Here is a 19076-nt window from a genome sequence, read left to right as displayed (position 1 = left end):
TTTTGCGCCTCGGCTTTTTTTAAACTCAATTATTTCACTTCATCAGAAGATTTAACGATATGGGTGACAATGCCATAGTCTTTGGCTTCTTCAACAGAAAGCCAGAAGTTACGGTCAGTATCTTGCGAAATTTTTTCATAGGTTTGACCAGTCGCTTCAGCAATTAAGCGATTGATACGTTCCCGCATTTTTAAAATTTCACGGGCTTCGATTTCAATTTCAGTTTGTTGGCCTTGCACACCGCCAGCTGGTTGGTGAATCATATAGCGGGTGTTTGGTAGGCTATAGCGATTTTCTTTTTGGGCTGCTAGGTAGATGGTAATCCCGGCACTGGCAACCCAGCCGGTACCAACAACTTTGACTTCAGGCTTCACAAATTGAATCATATCATGAATTGTGTCGCCAGCTTCTACGTGGCCTCCTTGACTGTTGATGTAAACAGTAATTGGATCGTCACTTAAAGCGCTCAGCATCAATAGTTGTGAAGTAACTTCCTTTGCTAAATCCTGATTAATTTCACCGTAAATTAAAACAATCCGTTGTTCTAACATTTTTTGGCGGTATAAATCAGAAATATTGGGTTTGTTTTCGTTCTTTTCTTCTTCTTCATCGTTGTAGAAAAACATTGTAACGCCTCCTAAAAATCTTTATGGCTCTATTATAACAAAAGCAACAGAAATAGCGAAAAAAACGATTGAAGCAATATTTTTTCTTTTTTAAGAGAAATTCTTGATTAAATGAAACGTTAGCGGGATAATCTATCTAGTAGAAACATATTTTAGGGAAGTGTCTATTTTTGATTCCTTTTAGTTAGAGATTTCAGCTGACTTGGAGTATACTTCTACTGGTGCAATTATTTATTTTTAGATTTGCAAAAAATAAGGAGGATAAAAAATGGATATTGTAACATTAGCTCGTTTTCAATTTGCGATGACCACGGTTTTTCACTTTTTCTTCGTGCCATTCTCAATTGGTCTTGCGGTCGTCGTAGCTGTGATGGAAACGTTGTACGTTCGCACTAAAAACGAACAATACAAAAAAATGGCCCGCTTTTGGGGAAAAATATTATTGCTTAGTTTTGCGGTAGGGGTTGTCACCGGGATTATTCAAGAATTTCAATTTGGGATGAACTGGTCAGATTACTCACGATTTGTGGGAGATATCTTCGGAGCGCCGCTGGCAGTGGAAGCTCTCTTAGCTTTCTTCTTAGAATCAACATTCTTAGGCTTATGGATGTTTACTTGGGACCGGGTGAAACCGGCAGTCCATAATTTATTTATGTGGCTCGTCACAATCGGCTCGTTACTATCAGCTTTTTGGATTATTGTAGCCAACAGTTTTATGCAACATCCAACTGGCTATACTTTGAATAATGGCCGGGCGGAAATGACAGACTTTGGCGCATTATTAACAAATGCGCAAGCTTGGTATGAGTTTTCCCACGTTATCGCGGCCGCAATAACAATGGGAGGCATCATTGTTGCGGGCTTGTCAGCCTTTCAATTATTGAAGAAAAAAACTGAGATTAAAGACTTTTTCAAAAAATCTTTACGAGTTGGATTAGTTATTAGCTTAGTTGGCTCCGTGTTAGTTTTAGGCGCCGGCGATGCACAAATGAAAGCTTTGATTGAAGATCAGCCGATGAAATTTGCGGCGATGGAAGGTTCTTATGAAGATAGTGGTGATCCGGCAGCTTGGAGTTTAATCGCTTGGGCTGATACGACGAATCGTGAAACAGTCTTCAGTATTAAGATTCCTTATATGCTAAGTATTTTATCTTATAATTCTTTATCTGGTTCTGTAGATGGGATGGACACTGTTTATCAAGATTTAGTTGAAGAATATGGTGATGGTGATTATTATCCACCAGTCAATACGTTGTTCTGGAGTTTTAGAATTATGGCCGGCTTCGGCGTATTAATGTTCTTAGTTTCTGCTTTAGGATTATTTTGGACAAGACGGAAAAAACCGTGGATGTTTGAAAATCGTTTCCTACTATGGGTAATGGGGCTCACCACTTTTACGCCATTTATGGCTAACACAGCTGGTTGGTTAATTACTGAATTAGGTCGTTATCCATGGACCGTTTATGGACTCTTTAAAATTGAAGACAGTGTTTCGCCGAATGTTTCGGTGACGTCACTGTTAATTTCCAATATTGTTTATTTCTTGCTGTTTGCGACATTAGGTGGCGTCATGATTTATCTGATTCGCCGCACCTTGAAAAAAGGTCCATTTTACGATGATGAAATGGCGTTGAAAGAAAATAAACCAGCAACAGATCCTTTTGACAAGGAGGCGTTTGAATAATGAGTGGCTTACAATTACTTTGGTTTGTCTTAATCGGTGTTTTATTCTCCGGCTTTTTCTTCTTAGAAGGCTTTGACTTTGGTGTTGGTATGTCAGTTCAAACACTGGCTCACAACGAAGAAGAAAAAGATCAAATTGTTTCGACGATTGGACCAGTCTGGGATGGCAATGAAGTTTGGCTTTTAACAGCCGGCGGAGCGATGTTTGCCTCTTTTCCATATTGGTATGCGACGTTGTTTAGCGGTTTTTATTTAGTCTTGTTTATCGTTTTAGTTGGCTTGATTATCCGGGGGGTTTCCTTTGAGTTTCGCCACTCTGTGAAGGCGAAGCATAAAAACATTTGGAACTGGACGATGACCATCGGCAGTTTCTTAGTGCCATTTTTCTTCGGTGTAATTTTTATTGATATGATTCAAGGTATGCCGATTGACGCTAACGGCAATATGTCAGCTTCTTTCTTTGATTACATCAATCTCTTTTCTGTCGTTGGGGGCGTTGCTTTAACTTTATTGTGCTATTTGCACGGGTTAAACTACATCACCTTGAAAACGGAAGGACCAATCAGAGAACGGGCCCGCAATTATGCGAAGGCTTTGTATTGGGTGTTATACGCCGGCTTAGTTGCTTTTGCAATTCTCTTGTATTTGCAAACGGATTTCTTTGAGAATCATTTTGCTTTAACCTTATTATTGGTGGTTTTAATCGTGGCTCTCACAGTCATAGCCAATGTGTCAGTTATGAAACGCAAAGAGATGGTGGCTTTTCTAGCAAGCGGTTTGACGTTAGTTGCGCTAGTGGCCTTGATCTTTACCGGCATGTTCCCAAGAGTGATGATCAGCTCAATCACATCAGCTAATGATTTATTGATTGCCAATTCATCTAGCTCACCGTATACACTTAGAATTATGAGCTTTGTTTCATTGACCATTTTGCCATTTGTTTTGGCGTATACTGGTTGGACCTATTATGTCTTTAGAAAACGGATTAAACACAACGAATCAGTGGGGTATTAATACATGATTGATAAAGCAATCATGAGATTTCCAGGAATTAAACAAATGATGGGATTGCTTGCAGGACTTTCAGTTCTGCAAGCAATCTTTATAATCGGCCAAGCCTATGCTCTCTCTAACGGTATTACCAATCTGTGGAATGGAGAGAAGCTCAGCGGCCAAGTATCCTGGATTCTCTTATTTTTTATTTTTTTTATGGGACGTCATCTGGTGATTTTATTTCGAGACCAGCGTTTAGACAATTATGCCTATGACCAATCCAGCCAATTGCGAAAAAAATTGCTGGAAAAAATTTTTCGAGTGGGTCCCGGCATTGTTCAAACCCAAGGAACTGGTAATACTGCAACGATGGCCCTTGAAGGAATCGAGCAGGTGGAGGAATACATCCATCTAATTTTGTCGAAAATGACCAATATGATGATTATTCCGTGGATTTTACTGGCGGCGATTTTTTGGCTTGATTGGGAATCGGGAGTCGTGCTAATTGTCGTCTTTCCCTTAATCATTATTTTTATGATTATTTTAGGCTACGCTGCCCAAGCCAAGGCGGATAATCAGTACAAGGCCTTTCAACTATTATCCAATCATTTTATTGATTCATTGCGGGGGATTGATACGCTAAAATTGTTCGGCTTAAGCAAGCAGTACGGCAACAGTATTTTTTCCACCAGCGAACGGTTTCGCAAAGCGACGATGAGTACGCTGCGAGTAGCGATTTTATCTACCTTTGCCTTGGATTTTTTCACCACATTATCTGTAGCAATTGTGGCGGTTCTTTTAGGTCTGCGTTTAATTGAAGGAAACATTTTGCTGTTTCCGGCATTAACAACGTTGATTTTAGCGCCGGAATACTTTTTGCCGATTCGGGATTTTGCCGGTGATTATCATGCGACGTTAGATGGAAAAAATGCGATGACGGCAGTGCGGGAAATTTTGGAAGAACCAGAAGCCGCTACTGAAGCGACTCCTTTACCAGAGTGGCAGGCTGATTCAGATTTAGTTTTAAACAATTTGAGCTTCAGTTATCAAGACTTTCAAGCCTTGTCAGCTGTTTCCCTATCAGTAAAGGGCAATCAAAAAATTGGCATTATCGGTATGAGTGGCTCAGGCAAGTCGACGCTGATTAATTTATTAAGCGGCTTTACTACGCCAGCCTCCGGTGAAATTTTTTACGACAAGCAGAATTTAACGAGCTTTAAAGAACAATTTTGGCAAAAACAATTGGCCTATATTCCGCAAAATCCTTATATTTTCCAATTGAGCTTAAGAGAAAATATTGCTTTTTATTTTCCTACAGCAACCGAGGAACAAATCTTTGAAGCGATTCGGATTGTCGGATTGGATGAGCTGGTGAACGAATTACCTGAAGGCATCGACACACAAATCGGTGAAGGGGCCCGCACTCTTAGCGGCGGGCAAGCTCAGCGGATTGCTTTGGCAAGGGCCTTTTTAGATCAAGAACGCCATGTCCTTTTATTTGATGAACCGACTGCCCATTTGGACATTGAAACGGAAGTTGAGTTAAAGGAAAAAATGCTGCCGTTGATGGAGAATAAATTGGTTTTCTTTGCCACCCATCGCCTGCATTGGATGCAGGAAATGGATTATATTTTAGTTTTGGATGAAGGCAAGGTAGTAGAAGCTGGCACTTTAAATGAACTGCTGGCTCATGAAGGTGCCTATCTACGCTTAAGTCAACGATTGAAGGAGGGTGCCTGATGGAAAAAAATGGCTTAACGAAAGCTTTAAAAACCGATACTTGGGTCAAGCCCTTCTTAAAACAATATAAGGTTGCGTTAGCCGGAGCGGTCTTTTTAGGCTTTTTAACCTTCTTTTGTGCCGGTGCTTTGATGTTTAACTCTGGCTATTTAATTAGTCGAGCAGCTTCACTGCCGGAAAATATTTTAATGATTTATATTCCGATTGTTTTAACGCGGGCCTTTGGGATTGGTCGGCCGGTCTTTCGTTATATCGAACGGCTAGTCAGTCACAACTGGGTTTTGAAAATGACCTCTAATCTACGAGTCAAGCTGTACAATGTGTTAGAAAAGGATGCTATTTTTTTCCGACGCAAATATCGGACTGGTGATATTCTTGGTCTGTTAGCCGAAGATATCAATCATATTCAAAACCTTTATCTGCGGACCATTTTTCCAACAATCATTGCTTGGGTTCTGTATGCTTTCATTGTGATTGGCTTAGGACTCTTTAGCTGGTGGTTTGGCTTAGCGATGCTCTTGATGATGGGGATTATGATTTTTGTTGTACCACTTTACTCCGCCTTGATGAATGGCGCCCGTCAAGAAAAACGTAAAGGGATGAAAAATCTTTTGTATCGGGATTTAACTGATAATATTCTTGGTGTTTCCGATTGGATTTTTGCCCAAAGAAGTCAAGAATATTTGAATCATTATGAAGCTAGCGAAGCTGCTTTGCGGGAAGTCGATGCACGAATCAATCGCTTTGACCGTAAACGGGATTTGTTACTGCAATTTGTCTTTGCTTTAATCGTGATTGCGTTGTTCGTTTGGACCAGCTTCCGCTTTCCTGGAAACCACGGCGGGGCTGCCAATTGGATAGCCGCCTTTGTGCTGAGCGGCTTTCCATTAGTTGACGCTTTTGCTCCTCTACCTTCAGCGGCGCAGGAAACAAATATCTATAAAGATTCGATTGAGCACTTAAATCAATTAGAGGTGCAAGAGGAGCCTGCCACTTTCGATTTAACAAAGGTTCAAGGCTCACTGGATATGGTTGTAGACGATGTAACATTCCAATATCCTCAGACTCAGAAAAAAGTTTTACAGCAGTTGGATTTAACGATTCCGCAAGGGGAAAAAATTGCCATCTTAGGCCGTAGCGGTTCGGGAAAAAGTACCTTGGCAACTTTATTGCGAGGAGACTTGATGCCAACTTATGGTACAATTTCATTAGCAGGTGTGGCGACGGATACTTTTGGTGACGCAATCTCAAATTATATCAGCGTCATTAATCAAGAACCGTATTTATTTAATACCACGATTTTAAATAATTTGCGGATTGGTCGTGAGTCGGCCACCGAAGAAGAAGTTTGGCAAGTTCTAGAACGGGTCGGACTGAAAAAAATGGTGGAACGATTGCCGGAACAATTGGCAACAATGGTCGATGAAGCCGGTCTGCGTTTTTCCGGCGGTGAACGACACCGGATGGCCTTGGCTCGTGTGCTCCTGCAAGATGTGCCAATCATTATTTTAGACGAACCAACTGTCGGGCTTGATCCAATTACCGAACAAAGTTTATTGGAAACTTTCTTTCAAAACTTAGAGGGGAAAACAATTATTTGGATTACCCATCATCTGCAGGGAGTTTCCATGATGGATCGGGTCATTTTTATTGAAGACGGTAAGTTAGCCCTCAGTGGTATACCAGCTGAACTAGCAGCCAGCAACTCTCGCTATCAACAATTACTGGCGATTGATAAAGGATTATAAATTAGACATTACAGTAAACAGCCAAGCGGATATATTGCTTGGCTGTTTTTGTACTCTGAAGCGACAATAACATGGGGATAAATATAAGAAAGAGAGTTTATCGAAAAAATTTGGTCAGAGAAGTTTTTTAAAGTAGTCGGTTTTATGAATTACTAAATATCTTGATAGAAACTCTGTCGAATTCAAAAATGAATTAACTATTACCAATCAGCAGAGAGATTGTGGCGAATTACTGAAAACTTTCCCCTTAAGCTTTTCTTACTAGCAATTTAAGCTCTGCTTAATTTTCTTGACCTAAGCTGAGGAGAATAAAGGAGGCTGATTCTATGAAAATCACCGAGAAACTAAAAAATAGATGGATTGTTGTTAAAAACCGCTTTTTTAAAATTGGTCGCGATGTTGTCTATGAATTAGCTATTTTGGCCAGCGCCCATTACCTATACGCACATTTTTTCTAAATAAAAAAGAATCAGTTAGTCGCAATTTTAGCAATCAAATAATGTATCAAAGAGGTTGGTGATATAGTCAACAGTTGACTGGCTCACTTTTGTCCCTTCGAGAAAGACAAAAACTTTGAAATCGTTATTTGCTGCCTTATTAAGTTGCGGCTTTTTTGTGTTTGCCATCGCATTTATTATTAAAAAATGTTAAAATTTTGATTAAAAAGATAATTGGATGTAAAGTTGAAAAAAAATATCTGCCATTGCGTAGATGCGGACCTATCACTAGAGTAAAAAGATTTTCCTTGCCTGACTACTTTGATAATTGTCAGAAGAAAATTGCATCTGCTTTATTTTTTTGACAACTGTCTGATAGTTGTTCTAGAAATTTTTGTCGTGTTTTAGTTTAAGTAAAAGGGGGGACTGACTTGAGTTATGCAGCCTATGTTGTTTCAAACTGGGGATATCTTTTAGGACAATTAGTGATGATTGCTACTTTTGTGAAGCAATTAAATGGTGTGCCAAGTCAGCGCTCCTTTAAGCCGTTGCTATACTTAGGCTATGCCTTAGCTAGTTCCATATTGGGATGTTCCTTAGTTTTTTCTGAAATTGAAGAAAAGGGCTACTACGACCTCAGCGTGTTTGTGATGGTGATGGCGGTATTAATGCAAATAGTTCAAGCTTATTTCATTCACTATTTGTACCCCCTTATTACCAGAAGGGTTATTTTTTCTGCTGGTGTTTTCTTATTGGCTGCCGCTGAATTTGTCGAAAGCCTGCAAAACATCATTGTACCCAATTTTTTTAATGCAACAGCTTTTCCTTATCTTGTGAAACTCCTTTTGACAGTCGGGCCGTCTTTAGGGATAATAGCCATCTTAATCCTATTAAAACGCAGCAATTTTTATACGGTGCTAAGACAAAGCCTCCCCTCCTTTCGTTTTATTTTCATTTTTATGGTCGCTTATTTTGTCTTAGAAACAGCTATTTCGTTTTTCACGAACTTTCTAATTGAAAAAGTAGAATTTTGGCGTCCCCTTTATGCCTTAAACAATCTTTTTTTGATTCTCGTGATTTTTACGATTTTTTGGCAGTATTTTCGAGAAAAGAAATTTGCGAATGCAGAGTTATTACGCCTGCAACAGCAAAATTATTTGCATCGCTTAGAAAAAGTTCAATTGGAGCTGCGCAAAGTCCACCATGATTATAAAAATGTCGCTACGGGCCTCTATGCGCAAGTGGAGGCGGGAGACTTAGCGGGGGCTAAAAAATATCTAAACGAAAAATTTTTGCAACTGGACGAAAATTTGCAATTGGACATTCAGCAAATGAACCAATTGGCACAGGTTGAAGTCGCTGAATTGAAGACTTTGCTATTGAGCAAGCTACTACTGGCGGAGCAAAAAGGCGTTGTTATGACCTTGGAAGTGCTGCTGCCGGTTACCAATGTGGCAATGGAGATTAGTGATTTATTACGTTGTTTAGGAATCGTATTGGACAATGCGATTGAGGCGGCGGAAGCAGCAGAAGATAAAACAGTGCAGATGCTGCTTTTACAGGAATCAGCAGTCTTGACGATGAGTATTAAGAATGCCACTTGCCAGCAGGTGGATTTGCAAAAAATCTTTCAAGCTGGTTATTCAACAAAGGGCAGCAATCGTGGTTTAGGTCTGAGCATTCTCAAAGAAATTAGTTACCGTCATCATAATTTCTTGGTGGAAACTCGCCTTGAGGCTGGTTATTTGCATCAGATTTTGCTATTACATGGTACGAAAGCTAGCTAGGTTTTGTAATAAATTTATTAGCATTTTTTGAGCGATAATTGTATTCAAAATAGCACGGATGGTAATAAGGTTGTTATCCAATGTTTTGCTATTTTACCTGAAAATAATTTTGTATCTGCTTTTGCTGAGGGCACAGTCTGATTCTTTGTTGCTTTGAAGGTTATTGCTAGTTAGAAAAAGGAAAAGGATTATAGGAGTGTTGGGATGGTACCAATTTATATTTGTGAGGATGAGCGGCCAGCCCGTGAATTTCTTCAAAAGATGATTGAAAATTTTTTATTGATTTATGATTATGATATGGAGATTGTCTTGGCAACAGCTGACCCTTGTGCAGTGATTAAACATCGGGAAAATCAGCAGCAGCCGGCAATTTATTTCTTTGATGTTGATTTACAGCATCCGGATTATAACGGCTTTACGTTGGCCAAAGAAATCCGCAAGCTGGATGCTAGAGGCTTTTTAGTCTTTGTCACCACCCATGAAGAGCTGATTTTTGAAACTTTTAAATATCGGCTAGAAGCGATGAGCTATTTAGAAAAAGATCAGCCAGAATTATTAAAACAGCAGGTGCAGCAATGTTTGAGTGACATCAATCAACTGATTTCTAGTGATACTAGCAGTGAACAGACCTATTATACGATTAAAGGGGATACGAGTTATCAAATCCCGCTAGCTGAAATAATTTTTTTTGAAACAGCTGCTCCCCATCGGCTAGTCCTTCATTCGAAAAATCGCCGGATTGAATTTCGTGGAGAGTTGAAAAAGGTTCAAGAGGAAGTCGGCGCTGATTTTATTAAAGTTCATCGCTCTTATTTGGTTAAGGCCAGCAGTATCGCAGAAATTAATTTTGGCGACAATCAATTGGTTATGCAAAATAACGCCACCTGCTTATTATCCCGACAAGGCAAGCGGGCCTTAAAGGAATACTTGGCACTCCACAAAAATGAGGGGCTGTTATGGGATTAATCAGTGTTGTGCTCATCACAACCATTATGAATTTTAGCTGGCAGGTGGGTATTTATATAGGTATTCGTAATTTGACCCGGACGGCCAGCCCTAGAAAATATAAGTGGCTGATTTACGCCGGACTATCTCTTTACGGCGGTCTGACAGCCATGATAGCTTACCTGCCTGTTCTAGAAATTCAAACTTGGTTGGGCTTTACTGCCATTATTATGGCAGTGGATATGACGACAACAATCGTTGGTATTTTTGTTCACCAGTACATTTTTCCGCAGGTCAAAAAGCGAATCATCTTTTTTATTTTTGTCTGTGTGTCGTTATTTGCCAGTTTTTTCCAAGTTTTTTCAGCGGCCATTCTGCGGCTTTTACTCCAATCTTTTTTAAACACCACTTTGGGATATTATGCTTATGTTTTAGGAGATGGGCTATTGTCTGCTGCGGCCATCATTTTCTTTTTTCAATGGTTTTCTAGAAGGAAGTCCTTTCATGTTTTCCAAAAGGTTTTAGCCTTTCCCAACTTTACATTTATCATCAGTCTTATAGTTTATTTTATTTTGCAAGTTATCATCCACTCAGTTTTGCAGACTGCGCAAAATCAATCCATGATGACACTGATTTTTTGGGGCGCTTCTTATTTGTTAGTACTAGCGTTAAGTTTTTTTCTTTTTTGGCAGTACTTTAGAGAGCAGCGCTTAAAAAATTCAGAGCTCTTAGTACAGCAGCAGCAAATCTATGTTAACCGTTTGGAGAACATTCAACAGGAGCTGCGTAAAATTCAACATGATTATAAAAATGTTGCGGTTGGGGCTTACGCCCACATGGAGGCGGGGGATTTACAAGCAGCGCAGAAATACATCAGCCAAAAACTGATGAAAATGGATCAAGGTCTGCAGCTGAGTATTCAACAGGCCAATCAGCTGACCAATATAAAAAATATTGAAGTCAAGACTCTCTTGATGACTAAAATCGTCGCCGGTGAAAAAAGTGGCGTACAGCTGATAATTGAAGCATTTGAACCGATTGCTTCGATTGCCATGGAGAGCAGTGATTTGCTGCGAAGTCTAGGAATTTTATTGGACAATGCACTTGAAGCTGCCGCAAAAGCTGAGAAAAAACAAGTGCAGGTTGTTTTTATCAAAGAGGAAGAGCTGATTATCTTAGTAAAAAATCCCATTGAAAATTCATCCTTGGATTTGCAAAAAATCTGGCAGAGTGGCTATTCAACCAAAGGGGAAAATCGCGGCTTAGGATTAGCCAATCTCAAGGAAATTTTGTCTCGTTACCCTCATATCGTCAGTGAGACTCGCCTTAAAGACGGACAATTCATTCAAATTTTGACGATTGGCAAAACTAAATTTAACTATTAAAGACCGAAAATGACAAAATTCGGTCTTTTTTTGACAGTTACTGCCATTTAAAGGGTGACAGCTCTAAACTATTATCAAAGGAGCTGAAAAAGATGACGCAATTATTAAAGTTAAAACATATTTCCAAAAGCTTTGGCAACAAAGAAGCCTTAAAGGATATTAATATGACCATTTCAGAAGGCGAAATTTTAGGATTTTTAGGACCATCTGGAGCCGGGAAAACGACCACTATCAAAATTTTAACAGGACAAATGACGCAAACGAGTGGAGAAGCGGTTATCCTAGGTCAAGACACCCGTAAAATCAACGAAAAAATTTATGAACAAATCGGCATTGTTACAGATGCCTCTGGTTTTTATGAAGAATTCAGCGTGTTGGATAACTTGATGCTGTTTGCCAATTTACTTAAGGTTAAAAAAGAACGGGTCAACGACTTAATTGATCGCGTTGGATTGACCGAACAAAAAAAGCAATTGGCGGGAAAATTATCCAAAGGCCAAGGGCAGCGGTTGATTTTAGCTCGGGCCGTTTTGCATCAGCCGAGACTTTTATTTTTAGATGAACCAACTTCTGGGCTAGATCCCACCACAGCACTTGAGATTCATCGTTTACTGCTGGAATTAAAAGAAGCGGGGATGGGGATTTTTCTGACCACTCATAATATGGAGGAAGCCACCAAGCTATGCAATCATGTGGCTTTATTAAATGAAGGGCACATTGTTGAGTTTGGCACTCCTCAGGAAGTTTGTCTGCGCTATAACACTAACAAGCAATACCGGGTGATGCTTAATTCCAACGAAGAGTACGTACTGGAACAGACACCGGAAAATATCCGCCAGATTTCCGAATGGATTTCAGAAGATTTATTAGAAACCATTCATTCCTGTGAACCGACACTGGAATCAGTCTTTTTAGAAGTTACTGGAAGGGAGTTAAGCTAATGAATATGTCACTACAAAAAACCGGCACCTTAACTATTTTCAAATTTAAAGAATTGCTGAAAAATAAAACCTTTTTGCTGAGCGCTATCTTAGTGCCGGCAATGGTAGTTGGCTTTCGTCTGTTGTATGAAAATATGCTGGCTGGAGAAACACCGCCAACCTCTATTTTTAGCATGGTCTTAAATTTAGGGGTCACCTTTAATATTGTGATGATTTCTCTGTTGATGCCGGCTAACATGCTGGCTAAGGAAAAAGAAAAAAATACACTGCGGGTCTTGATGACCTCTTCTGTCAGTAGTTTGGAATATTTTATTGCAGCGGTTGTTCCGACCTTCTGTGTGTCTCTAGTGATTAATGTCTGTGTGTTGTTTTTAAGCGGCTTGGATTTAAACTTGATTAATATTCCGCTGTTTATGGTGGTTACAGCTATCGCCAGTCTTATCAGCTGTGTGATTGGTATGGTCATTGGTTTATTTGCCAAAAACCAAATGTCTTCTGGAAATATTGCAACGATGATTATGCTAGTTTTGATGATGATTCCGATGTTTTCGACGATGGTGGATGGATTGAAAACATTTAGTGATTTTCTTTATACAGGCGTGGTCACCAATTTAATTACCTCGATTTCAGAAGGTAATCGAGGAGCTCTTGCCACGCAAGATTGGCTAGTTCTATTCGGCAGCTTTGTTGTCGCTATCGCTATTTTTATGGTGAGCTATCGTAAATTTGGTTTTACTAAAGATTAGTTCAAACGACTAGCTTGTTTTGACTGGGAAAAATGTTTGGGAAATATCTCAAACAGAGGAGTAAACAAAAACAAAATTCAGCTATCAGAAATAACTTCTGTTGCAGTTGGTTAGTTTGGCTATCCAGTAGCTGATGTAGTTAAATAAAGCAAAAAAACAGTGAAGGGCGCTATTGCCCCTTCACTGTTTTTTAATGACTGCGTTTCAACAATAACTTCGTTAGTTTCAATAATTGTTTTTTTGATTTCCCTGCTGGCAGTTTTTCAATATCTGCCAGTGCTTGGGCTGAAAAATCGTTGGCATATTTTTTGGCCGCCAAGACACCATCATTAGCTACTACCAATTGCGCAATTTTTTTGGCTTCAGTTTCGCTGATTAAATGCCCTTTTTCAAAGTAATCGCTGAAGTCTGCGGGATTTTTTTCTTTAGCCAAAAGCAGTGGCAGCGTGTAAACACCTTGAGCCAAATCCTCTAAAATTGGTTTATGCAGCTCAGCAGATGTCGCCGTATAATCTAAAATATCATCGTAAATTTGAAAGGCTAAACCGATATTGCGGCCGATATTTTCTGCTAGCTGCTGAACTTCTTCGGTCAAGCCAGCAAAATAAGCTCCCTCCAAACAACTTAAGGCAAATAATTCCGCTGTTTTGCCGTCAATCGTTTGAAAATAATCCGCCAGCGTTTCTTCGGCATTGAAGCGGCTGTTCATCTGGTCCAATTCGCCCAAAAGCAGATTTTTCATTGAACGGGCATTGCGCAATAATAAACTTTGCTTGTCGATGGCTTCTGTCACCAATTCAAAGAAGACTGTAAATAAGTAATCGCCGGCATAGACAGCAATATCTTTACCAAATTCCGCTTGCAGGGTAATTGTGCTTCGTCGCAAGGGAGAATCATCAATGATATCGTCATGAATTAAGCTTGCCATATGCAATAGCTCTAAAGATGCCGCCACTTTAACTAAATTTTGTGCATCCGCAGGCGCGTTTTCACCCATTTCTGCAAAGATATAAAAGAAAGCCGGGCGCAGAAGTTTGCCACCGGAGCGATTCATTTTTAAAAAGGCCGCCGAGATTTCCCGGTTGCGGACCGTCAGTCGCTGTTCAATTAATTGACAAACCTCAGTTAGACGGGTATTAATATTAGGGTATTGATCCCAATAAGAAAACATGTGTAAATCCTTTCTCAACTCCAGCTATGACGCCGTAATGCAATTGTTTTTAAGCAAACAAAGAAAAAGCTAGTCCACCTTTGACAGTCGGCTAGTACGGCTTTATTGTACATGGAAGTTATCGGAAATACAATTAATCTGCCAAGATTCTTTTGGTTGAAAATAAAGAAGGAAGCTTTTACTTGCAGAGAACGGGGAGAAACAAAAAAGGAGCAGGAAATGAAATTATCAGTATTTTTAGAATTAGTGGAAATAAAAGCAAAAACGGCGAGTATTTTGCCGTTTTTTATCGGCCTTTGTTACAGCTGGTACAATTATCACGAGGTGCGGGTGGGCTATGTGGTGTTGTACTTCATCGCAATGGTGATTTTTAATATGGCGGTCGATATTTTAGATAATTACAATGATTACCACCACGCCACCGAAGTCCATGATTATCGGGAAAAAACCAATATTATCGGTCGGGAAAATCTATCCTTGAAATTAGTTTTTAACATAATGGTGACGATGATTGTAATTTCGGCTGTCATGGGGATTGTCCTGGCTTATTATGTCGGCTGGCCGCTGTTTTTTATGGGGCTTTATTGTTACCTAGTGGGGATTTTTTACTCTTCCGGACCAAAGCCATTGTCGAGTTTACCTCTTGGAGAATTTTTTTCCGGCTTTACAATGGGTATGATGATTTCTCTCATCTGTGTTTATCTGAATACCTCTGACATGTTTCAATGGAATTTTGCGACGCTAGGCTCGATTGCTTTAATTGCTTTACCTAACACAATGTGGATTGCTAACTTGATGTTAGCCAATAATATTTGCGACTTAGAAGAGGACGAAAAAAATAATCGCTTCACAATCGTTCATTATCTTGGAAAAAAACGCGCTTTAGCGTTATTCTTATTAATGAACTTAATTGCAGGGGTGGCCTTAATTTTAGCTGTCGTCTTCGGTATCTCTCCGTGGACCATGCTATTAAGCTTTTTAGCCTTGCCAGTGATTGTAAAACAAATTCGCAGCTTTTTAAAAGTTCAGATTAAAAGTCAAACTTTTATCAATGCTGTGCGGATTTTGGCGATTGGCGCACTGGTTCAAGTGGTCACCTTTGCAATGGGCATGTTTTAAGTTAGCAAAATGATAGACAAGGTTGCCTGTCACTAAATTGGAGGAGGAAAATAAGATGGAAGTAGTCATTTTAGGAGCTGGTTATGCTGGTTTGCGGGCGTTAAAAGCACTGCAAAAGGCCGATGATTTACACATCACATTGATTGACAAAAACGATTATCATTACGAAGCCACAGATTTGCACGAGGTTGCTGCAGGTACCCAGACCAAAGAATCCATCAGCTATTTGATTGAAGATGTGGTAGAAAGTCACAAGACGACCTTTATCAAAGGCGAAGTCACTAAAATTGATGCTGAAAAGCAAACGGTTCTATTAGCAGACGGTAAAGAAATTAATTACAATTATTTAATCGTGGCACTAGGCTTTGAGTCAGAATCATTTGGCATTGCTGGTGTAGAAGAATTTGCACTGCCAATGGTCAATGTTGAAACGGCAGCTGCTGTTCATCAGCATATTCTAGCAATGATGCAAAAATATCAAGAAACCAAAGACGAGAACTATTTGAAAATTGTTGTCTGCGGTGCTGGCTTTACCGGAATTGAGCTTTTGGGTGCCTTAGTAGAAGGCCGCAAAGAATACGCGCAAATTGCTGGCGTCAAACCAGAAGACATCCAAATTTATTGTGTCGAAGCGGTTGACCATCTTTTACCAATGTTTTCTGAAAAATTGGCTGCTTATGGAATTGATCATTTGAAATCTTGGGGTGTTCAATTGTTAACTGGCAAACCAATTAAAGAAATTAAAGCTGACACGGTCGTCTATCAAGATGATGCAGAAACCAAAGCTTTAAAAGAATTGACCGCCAAAACGATTATTTGGACAACTGGTGTCAGCGGCAGTCATGTCATTGGCGCATCAGGCTTTGAACAACGGCGAGGTCGGGTGACTGTCACCGATCATTTGACAGCACCAGATCATGAAAATATTTATGTAATTGGGGATGTCTCTGCTGTGATGGATGCCACCAGCAAACGGCCTTATCCAACGACAGCCCAAATTTCTTTGAAGATGGGCCATTATGCAGCCAAACATCTACTGGCAACTTTAAAGGGCCAAACGATTGCGCCTTTTACCTTTAAATCTTTAGGGTCAGTGGCATCAATCGGCAACAGCCATGCCTTTGGTGTAGTAGGTGCTGCTGAAGTCAAAGGCTACCCAGCTTCCTTTATTAAAAAAGCAATTTTGGATCGTTCCTTGTTAGAAACCGGCGGCATTAAAGAAATGCTCGCTAAAGGACGCTTCGATTTATATCATTAAAATATGACTAACAACGGCAAGAGCATAACCAATTTCTTTGCGAAAACTTTTTAAAGAAAAAAGTTTTTTGAAAAAGAGAGTTGGTGACAGCTCTTGCCGTTTTTTTGTTTAAAAAAATTTAAAGAGAAGGTCCTAAAGAAGAGTTAAGCCAATTAATTGGCAAAAAAAATTTCCGATGCTATGATTAGCTTATTAAAAGTAAGCGATCGGAGGTTTTAAGCACATGGAATATTATTTCAATGAAGGGCAAAGCCAAGGGAAAAAATTATTGTTATTGCACGGGACTGGCGGCGATGAAACGTCGCTGGTGGATATTGCCCGTTTCCTTGATGGCAGCTGTACGATTTTATCTTTTCGTGGAGATGTCCAAGAAGATGGCATGAATCGGTTTTTTAAACGTAATGGGTTAAATCAGTTTGATATTCCTAGTTTAGAAAAAGAAACTGACAATTTATTAGCAGAAATTGAAAAGCACAGCGCAAAGGACAATGTTCCTTTGGAGGATTGGATTTTAGTTGGGTATTCAAATGGTGCCAATATTGCGGCACATTTACTATTGGAGCGAAAAACCAAATTGAATAAGGCCATTTTATTTCATCCGATGTCTCTAGGGGTTAAGACAAAGGATTTCGATTTAAGCGATAAAAAAGTTTGGCTCTCCAAAGGGAAAAATGATCCGATTGTTTCGGATTCAGCATTTTCCGAATTGGTCGATAATTTTGAAGGGCGTCAGGCTGAAATCAGCGCAAACACCTTTGACTACGGGCATCAGGTCAGTATGGATGAGATTAATAGCGCTAAAATTTGGCTGAGTTTGTTGTAAAAATAAGCTGGATTTTCTTCGTTTTTGGTTGTGGATGATACAATAAATTCATCAACAAAAGGAGGCGATCAATCATGGCAGATTTAAAAGGTCGAATGAATGACGCAAAAGATAAAGTTGCTGGTGAAGGCAAAGAAGCTTACGGCAAAGCAACGGATGACAAGTCTAAAGAAATGGAAGGCAAGGTCCAATCCAAAGGCGCCGACGCCAAAAGTAAAGCTCGTGATTTAGGCGATAAAGTCAAAGAAAAAGCTGATGAAATTGGCGATGATGTCAAAGAAGGCTACGAAGACTTAAAAGCAAAAATGTCTAAACACAATAAGTAATTTCGTGAATAAGTTGATTCCCCTCAACTTTTTTACCTCCTGTTAATTTTGGGTTTTCCCGAAGTTTACAGGAGGTTTTTTATTTGAAAAAAATTTTTTAGTCGGTTCAGCAGTCACATAGTTCATTTTCACTGGCTGCTGTTTCTTAAGCAATTTTCAAATTAGCAGGACAATCCCTATAGTAATTAGCACTTTTATGGTAAAATGGGAAAAGCAAATTAATAAATGAAGGAAGTCCAGCCTTTTTGTCGGGAGCTGAAAGTCTGGCGTCATATGGAGGAATTCACGGATGGAAGCAGGATATAAAATAGCCGTTGTGGGAGCGACTGGCGCAGTTGGTACCAAGATGTTGGAAATGTTGGCGGAAACAACGCTGCCGATTAAGGAAATTAAACTTTTAGCATCAAAACGTTCTGCAGGCAAACAATTGGCTTTTAAAGATCAAATGCTGACGGTTGAAGAATTAGTGCCGGAATCTTTTGAGGGCATCGACATTGCTTTGTTTAGCGCAGGTGGCGGGATTTCAAAAACCTTTGTGCCTGAAGCAGTTAAACGAGGGGCAATTGTTGTCGACAATACCAGCTATTTTCGGATGGACCCAAATGTTCCTTTAGTGGTTCCTGAGGTCAATCCAGAAGCTTTACGCACGCATCAAGGAATCATTGCCAATCCAAATTGCTCCACCATTCAAATGATGGTGGCCTTGGAACCAGTTCGTCAAAAATATGGTTTAGAGCGGATTGTTGTCTCCACTTATCAGGCGGTATCTGGTGCGGGAGCGCAGGCGATTGAAGAATTAAAAGTGCAGGCGCAGGAATTTTTAACAGGGGTTGCCACTAAAGATATTGATGCCAATATTTTACCAGCCGGCAGTGATAAAAAACATTATCCGATTGCCTTTAATGCGTTGCCGCAAATTGATGTCTTTGCTGAAGAAGGCTATACCTATGAAGAGTGGAAGATGATTAATGAAACAAAAAAAATCATGGAAGACGAGGCCATTAAAGTGGCGGCGACCTGTGTACGGATTCCGGTTGTTTCTGGTCACTCTGAGTCAGTTTACATCGAAGTCAAAGACGCTGCGACGGTTGCCGGGATTAAAGAAGTCATTGCGGCAGCTCCAGGAGCCGTTTTAGAGGATGATCCGAGTCAACAAATTTATCCGCAGGCTTTAAATGCTGTCGGTCAAAAAGAAACCTTTGTCGGTCGTATCAGAAAAGATTTGGATGTCGCAAATGGTTTTCATATGTGGGTGGTTTCAGACAATCTCTTAAAGGGAGCGGCCTGGAATTCCGTTCAGATTGCCGAAAAAATGCACGAAATGGGCTTAATTGCTGCGAAATAGTTT

At 39.9% G+C, this 19076-nt stretch carries 17 protein-coding genes; 15 read left to right on the top strand and 2 right to left on the bottom strand.

Annotated elements, in window-relative coordinates:
- Positions 1 to 29 precede the first annotated feature (29 nt).
- Complete coding sequence (locus ORH16_RS16750) at positions 30 to 626, bottom strand: ATP-dependent Clp protease proteolytic subunit (protein WP_265460038.1); 597 nt, start codon at positions 624 to 626, stop codon at positions 30 to 32.
- 268 nt (positions 627 to 894) lie between these two features.
- Between ORH16_RS16750 and ORH16_RS16745 the strand changes: the two genes are divergently transcribed.
- From ORH16_RS16745 to ORH16_RS16700, 10 genes are all read left to right on the top strand, one after another.
- Positions 895 to 2310, top strand: a complete 1416-nt coding sequence (locus tag ORH16_RS16745) for a cytochrome ubiquinol oxidase subunit I (RefSeq protein WP_265460037.1) — start codon at positions 895 to 897, stop codon at positions 2308 to 2310.
- Complete coding sequence (cydB, locus tag ORH16_RS16740) at positions 2310 to 3323, top strand: cytochrome d ubiquinol oxidase subunit II (RefSeq protein WP_265460036.1); 1014 nt, start codon at positions 2310 to 2312, stop codon at positions 3321 to 3323. Before ORH16_RS16745 ends, cydB begins: the two co-directional genes overlap by 1 nt.
- A gap of 3 nt (positions 3324 to 3326) precedes the next feature.
- Complete coding sequence (cydD, locus tag ORH16_RS16735) at positions 3327 to 5042, top strand: thiol reductant ABC exporter subunit CydD (RefSeq protein ID WP_265460034.1); 1716 nt, start codon at positions 3327 to 3329, stop codon at positions 5040 to 5042.
- Complete coding sequence (gene cydC / locus ORH16_RS16730) at positions 5042 to 6790, top strand: thiol reductant ABC exporter subunit CydC (protein WP_265460033.1); 1749 nt, start codon at positions 5042 to 5044, stop codon at positions 6788 to 6790. Before cydD ends, cydC begins: the two co-directional genes overlap by 1 nt.
- 326 nt (positions 6791 to 7116) lie before the next feature.
- On the top strand, positions 7117 to 7248 hold the full coding sequence (locus ORH16_RS16725) for a hypothetical protein (protein ID WP_265460032.1): 132 nt from the start codon (positions 7117 to 7119) through the stop codon (positions 7246 to 7248).
- A gap of 410 nt (positions 7249 to 7658) precedes the next feature.
- Positions 7659 to 9014 carry a GHKL domain-containing protein gene (locus ORH16_RS16720; RefSeq protein ID WP_265460031.1) on the top strand — a complete coding sequence of 452 codons (1356 nt, stop codon included), beginning with the start codon at positions 7659 to 7661 and terminating at the stop codon, positions 9012 to 9014.
- A 204-nt stretch (positions 9015 to 9218) separates the two neighbouring features.
- Positions 9219 to 9980 carry a LytR/AlgR family response regulator transcription factor gene (locus ORH16_RS16715; protein ID WP_265460030.1) on the top strand — a complete coding sequence of 254 codons (762 nt, stop codon included), beginning with the start codon at positions 9219 to 9221 and terminating at the stop codon, positions 9978 to 9980.
- A complete protein-coding gene (locus ORH16_RS16710; protein WP_265460029.1) occupies positions 9971 to 11344 on the top strand; it encodes a GHKL domain-containing protein in 1374 nt (457 codons plus the stop codon). Before ORH16_RS16715 ends, ORH16_RS16710 begins: the two co-directional genes overlap by 10 nt.
- Positions 11345 to 11436: 92 nt before the next feature.
- A complete protein-coding gene (locus ORH16_RS16705; RefSeq protein ID WP_265460028.1) occupies positions 11437 to 12285 on the top strand; it encodes an ABC transporter ATP-binding protein in 849 nt (282 codons plus the stop codon).
- The gene (locus ORH16_RS16700) at positions 12285 to 13031 is read left to right on the top strand and encodes an ABC transporter permease (RefSeq protein ID WP_265460027.1); all 747 of its coding nucleotides are present in this window, start codon (positions 12285 to 12287) and stop codon (positions 13029 to 13031) included. Before ORH16_RS16705 ends, ORH16_RS16700 begins: the two co-directional genes overlap by 1 nt.
- A 190-nt stretch (positions 13032 to 13221) precedes the next feature.
- Here the strand turns inward: ORH16_RS16700 and ORH16_RS16695 are convergent, their stop codons facing one another.
- Positions 13222 to 14202 carry a polyprenyl synthetase family protein gene (locus tag ORH16_RS16695; RefSeq protein WP_265460026.1) on the bottom strand — a complete coding sequence of 327 codons (981 nt, stop codon included), beginning with the start codon at positions 14200 to 14202 and terminating at the stop codon, positions 13222 to 13224.
- A 219-nt stretch (positions 14203 to 14421) separates the two neighbouring features.
- On the opposite strand from ORH16_RS16695, the gene ORH16_RS16690 reads away from it, so the two are divergent.
- From ORH16_RS16690 to ORH16_RS16670, 5 genes are all read left to right on the top strand, one after another.
- The gene (locus ORH16_RS16690) at positions 14422 to 15321 is read left to right on the top strand and encodes a prenyltransferase (protein ID WP_265460025.1); all 900 of its coding nucleotides are present in this window, start codon (positions 14422 to 14424) and stop codon (positions 15319 to 15321) included.
- Between the two features lie 55 nt (positions 15322 to 15376).
- Positions 15377 to 16579, top strand: a complete 1203-nt coding sequence (locus ORH16_RS16685) for an NAD(P)/FAD-dependent oxidoreductase (RefSeq protein WP_265460023.1) — start codon at positions 15377 to 15379, stop codon at positions 16577 to 16579.
- Between the two features lie 223 nt (positions 16580 to 16802).
- Positions 16803 to 17402 (top strand): alpha/beta hydrolase, encoded by a 600-nt coding sequence (locus ORH16_RS16680; RefSeq protein WP_265460022.1) that lies wholly within the window; start codon positions 16803 to 16805, stop codon positions 17400 to 17402.
- Between the two features lie 74 nt (positions 17403 to 17476).
- Positions 17477 to 17728, top strand: coding sequence for a hypothetical protein (locus tag ORH16_RS16675; protein WP_265460021.1), 252 nt, complete (start codon positions 17477 to 17479; stop codon positions 17726 to 17728).
- Between the two features lie 289 nt (positions 17729 to 18017).
- Positions 18018 to 19073, top strand: coding sequence for an aspartate-semialdehyde dehydrogenase (locus ORH16_RS16670; protein ID WP_265460020.1), 1056 nt, complete (start codon positions 18018 to 18020; stop codon positions 19071 to 19073).
- The last annotated feature ends 3 nt before the right edge of the window (positions 19074 to 19076 follow it).

Source organism: Enterococcus sp. HY326, assembly GCF_026157065.1.
Classification (GTDB): Bacteria; Bacillota; Bacilli; order Lactobacillales; family Enterococcaceae; genus HY326.
The sequence above is the reverse complement of the archived record's forward strand: the minus strand, read 5'-3'. Positions and strand labels throughout refer to the sequence as shown.

Excerpts from the sequence above, each read along its gene's own strand:
- ORH16_RS16670 (WP_265460020.1), top strand. The coding sequence starts at position 18,018 with ATGGAAGCAGGATATAAAATAGCCGTTGTGGGAGCGACTGGCGCAGTT.
- ORH16_RS16685 (WP_265460023.1), top strand. The coding sequence starts at position 15,377 with ATGGAAGTAGTCATTTTAGGAGCTGGTTATGCTGGTTTGCGGGCGTTA.
- ORH16_RS16695 (WP_265460026.1), bottom strand. The coding sequence starts at position 14,202 with ATGTTTTCTTATTGGGATCAATACCCTAATATTAATACCCGTCTAACT.
- ORH16_RS16700 (WP_265460027.1), top strand. The coding sequence starts at position 12,285 with ATGAATATGTCACTACAAAAAACCGGCACCTTAACTATTTTCAAATTT.
- cydD (WP_265460034.1), top strand. The coding sequence starts at position 3,327 with ATGATTGATAAAGCAATCATGAGATTTCCAGGAATTAAACAAATGATG.
- ORH16_RS16675 (WP_265460021.1), top strand. The coding sequence starts at position 17,477 with ATGGCAGATTTAAAAGGTCGAATGAATGACGCAAAAGATAAAGTTGCT.
- ORH16_RS16680 (WP_265460022.1), top strand. The coding sequence starts at position 16,803 with ATGGAATATTATTTCAATGAAGGGCAAAGCCAAGGGAAAAAATTATTG.
- ORH16_RS16725 (WP_265460032.1), top strand. The coding sequence starts at position 7,117 with ATGAAAATCACCGAGAAACTAAAAAATAGATGGATTGTTGTTAAAAAC.
- ORH16_RS16745 (WP_265460037.1), top strand. The coding sequence starts at position 895 with ATGGATATTGTAACATTAGCTCGTTTTCAATTTGCGATGACCACGGTT.
- ORH16_RS16750 (WP_265460038.1), bottom strand. The coding sequence starts at position 626 with ATGTTTTTCTACAACGATGAAGAAGAAGAAAAGAACGAAAACAAACCC.
- cydB (WP_265460036.1), top strand. The coding sequence starts at position 2,310 with ATGAGTGGCTTACAATTACTTTGGTTTGTCTTAATCGGTGTTTTATTC.
- cydC (WP_265460033.1), top strand. The coding sequence starts at position 5,042 with ATGGAAAAAAATGGCTTAACGAAAGCTTTAAAAACCGATACTTGGGTC.
- ORH16_RS16710 (WP_265460029.1), top strand. The coding sequence starts at position 9,971 with ATGGGATTAATCAGTGTTGTGCTCATCACAACCATTATGAATTTTAGC.
- ORH16_RS16690 (WP_265460025.1), top strand. The coding sequence starts at position 14,422 with ATGAAATTATCAGTATTTTTAGAATTAGTGGAAATAAAAGCAAAAACG.
- ORH16_RS16715 (WP_265460030.1), top strand. The coding sequence starts at position 9,219 with ATGGTACCAATTTATATTTGTGAGGATGAGCGGCCAGCCCGTGAATTT.
- ORH16_RS16705 (WP_265460028.1), top strand. The coding sequence starts at position 11,437 with ATGACGCAATTATTAAAGTTAAAACATATTTCCAAAAGCTTTGGCAAC.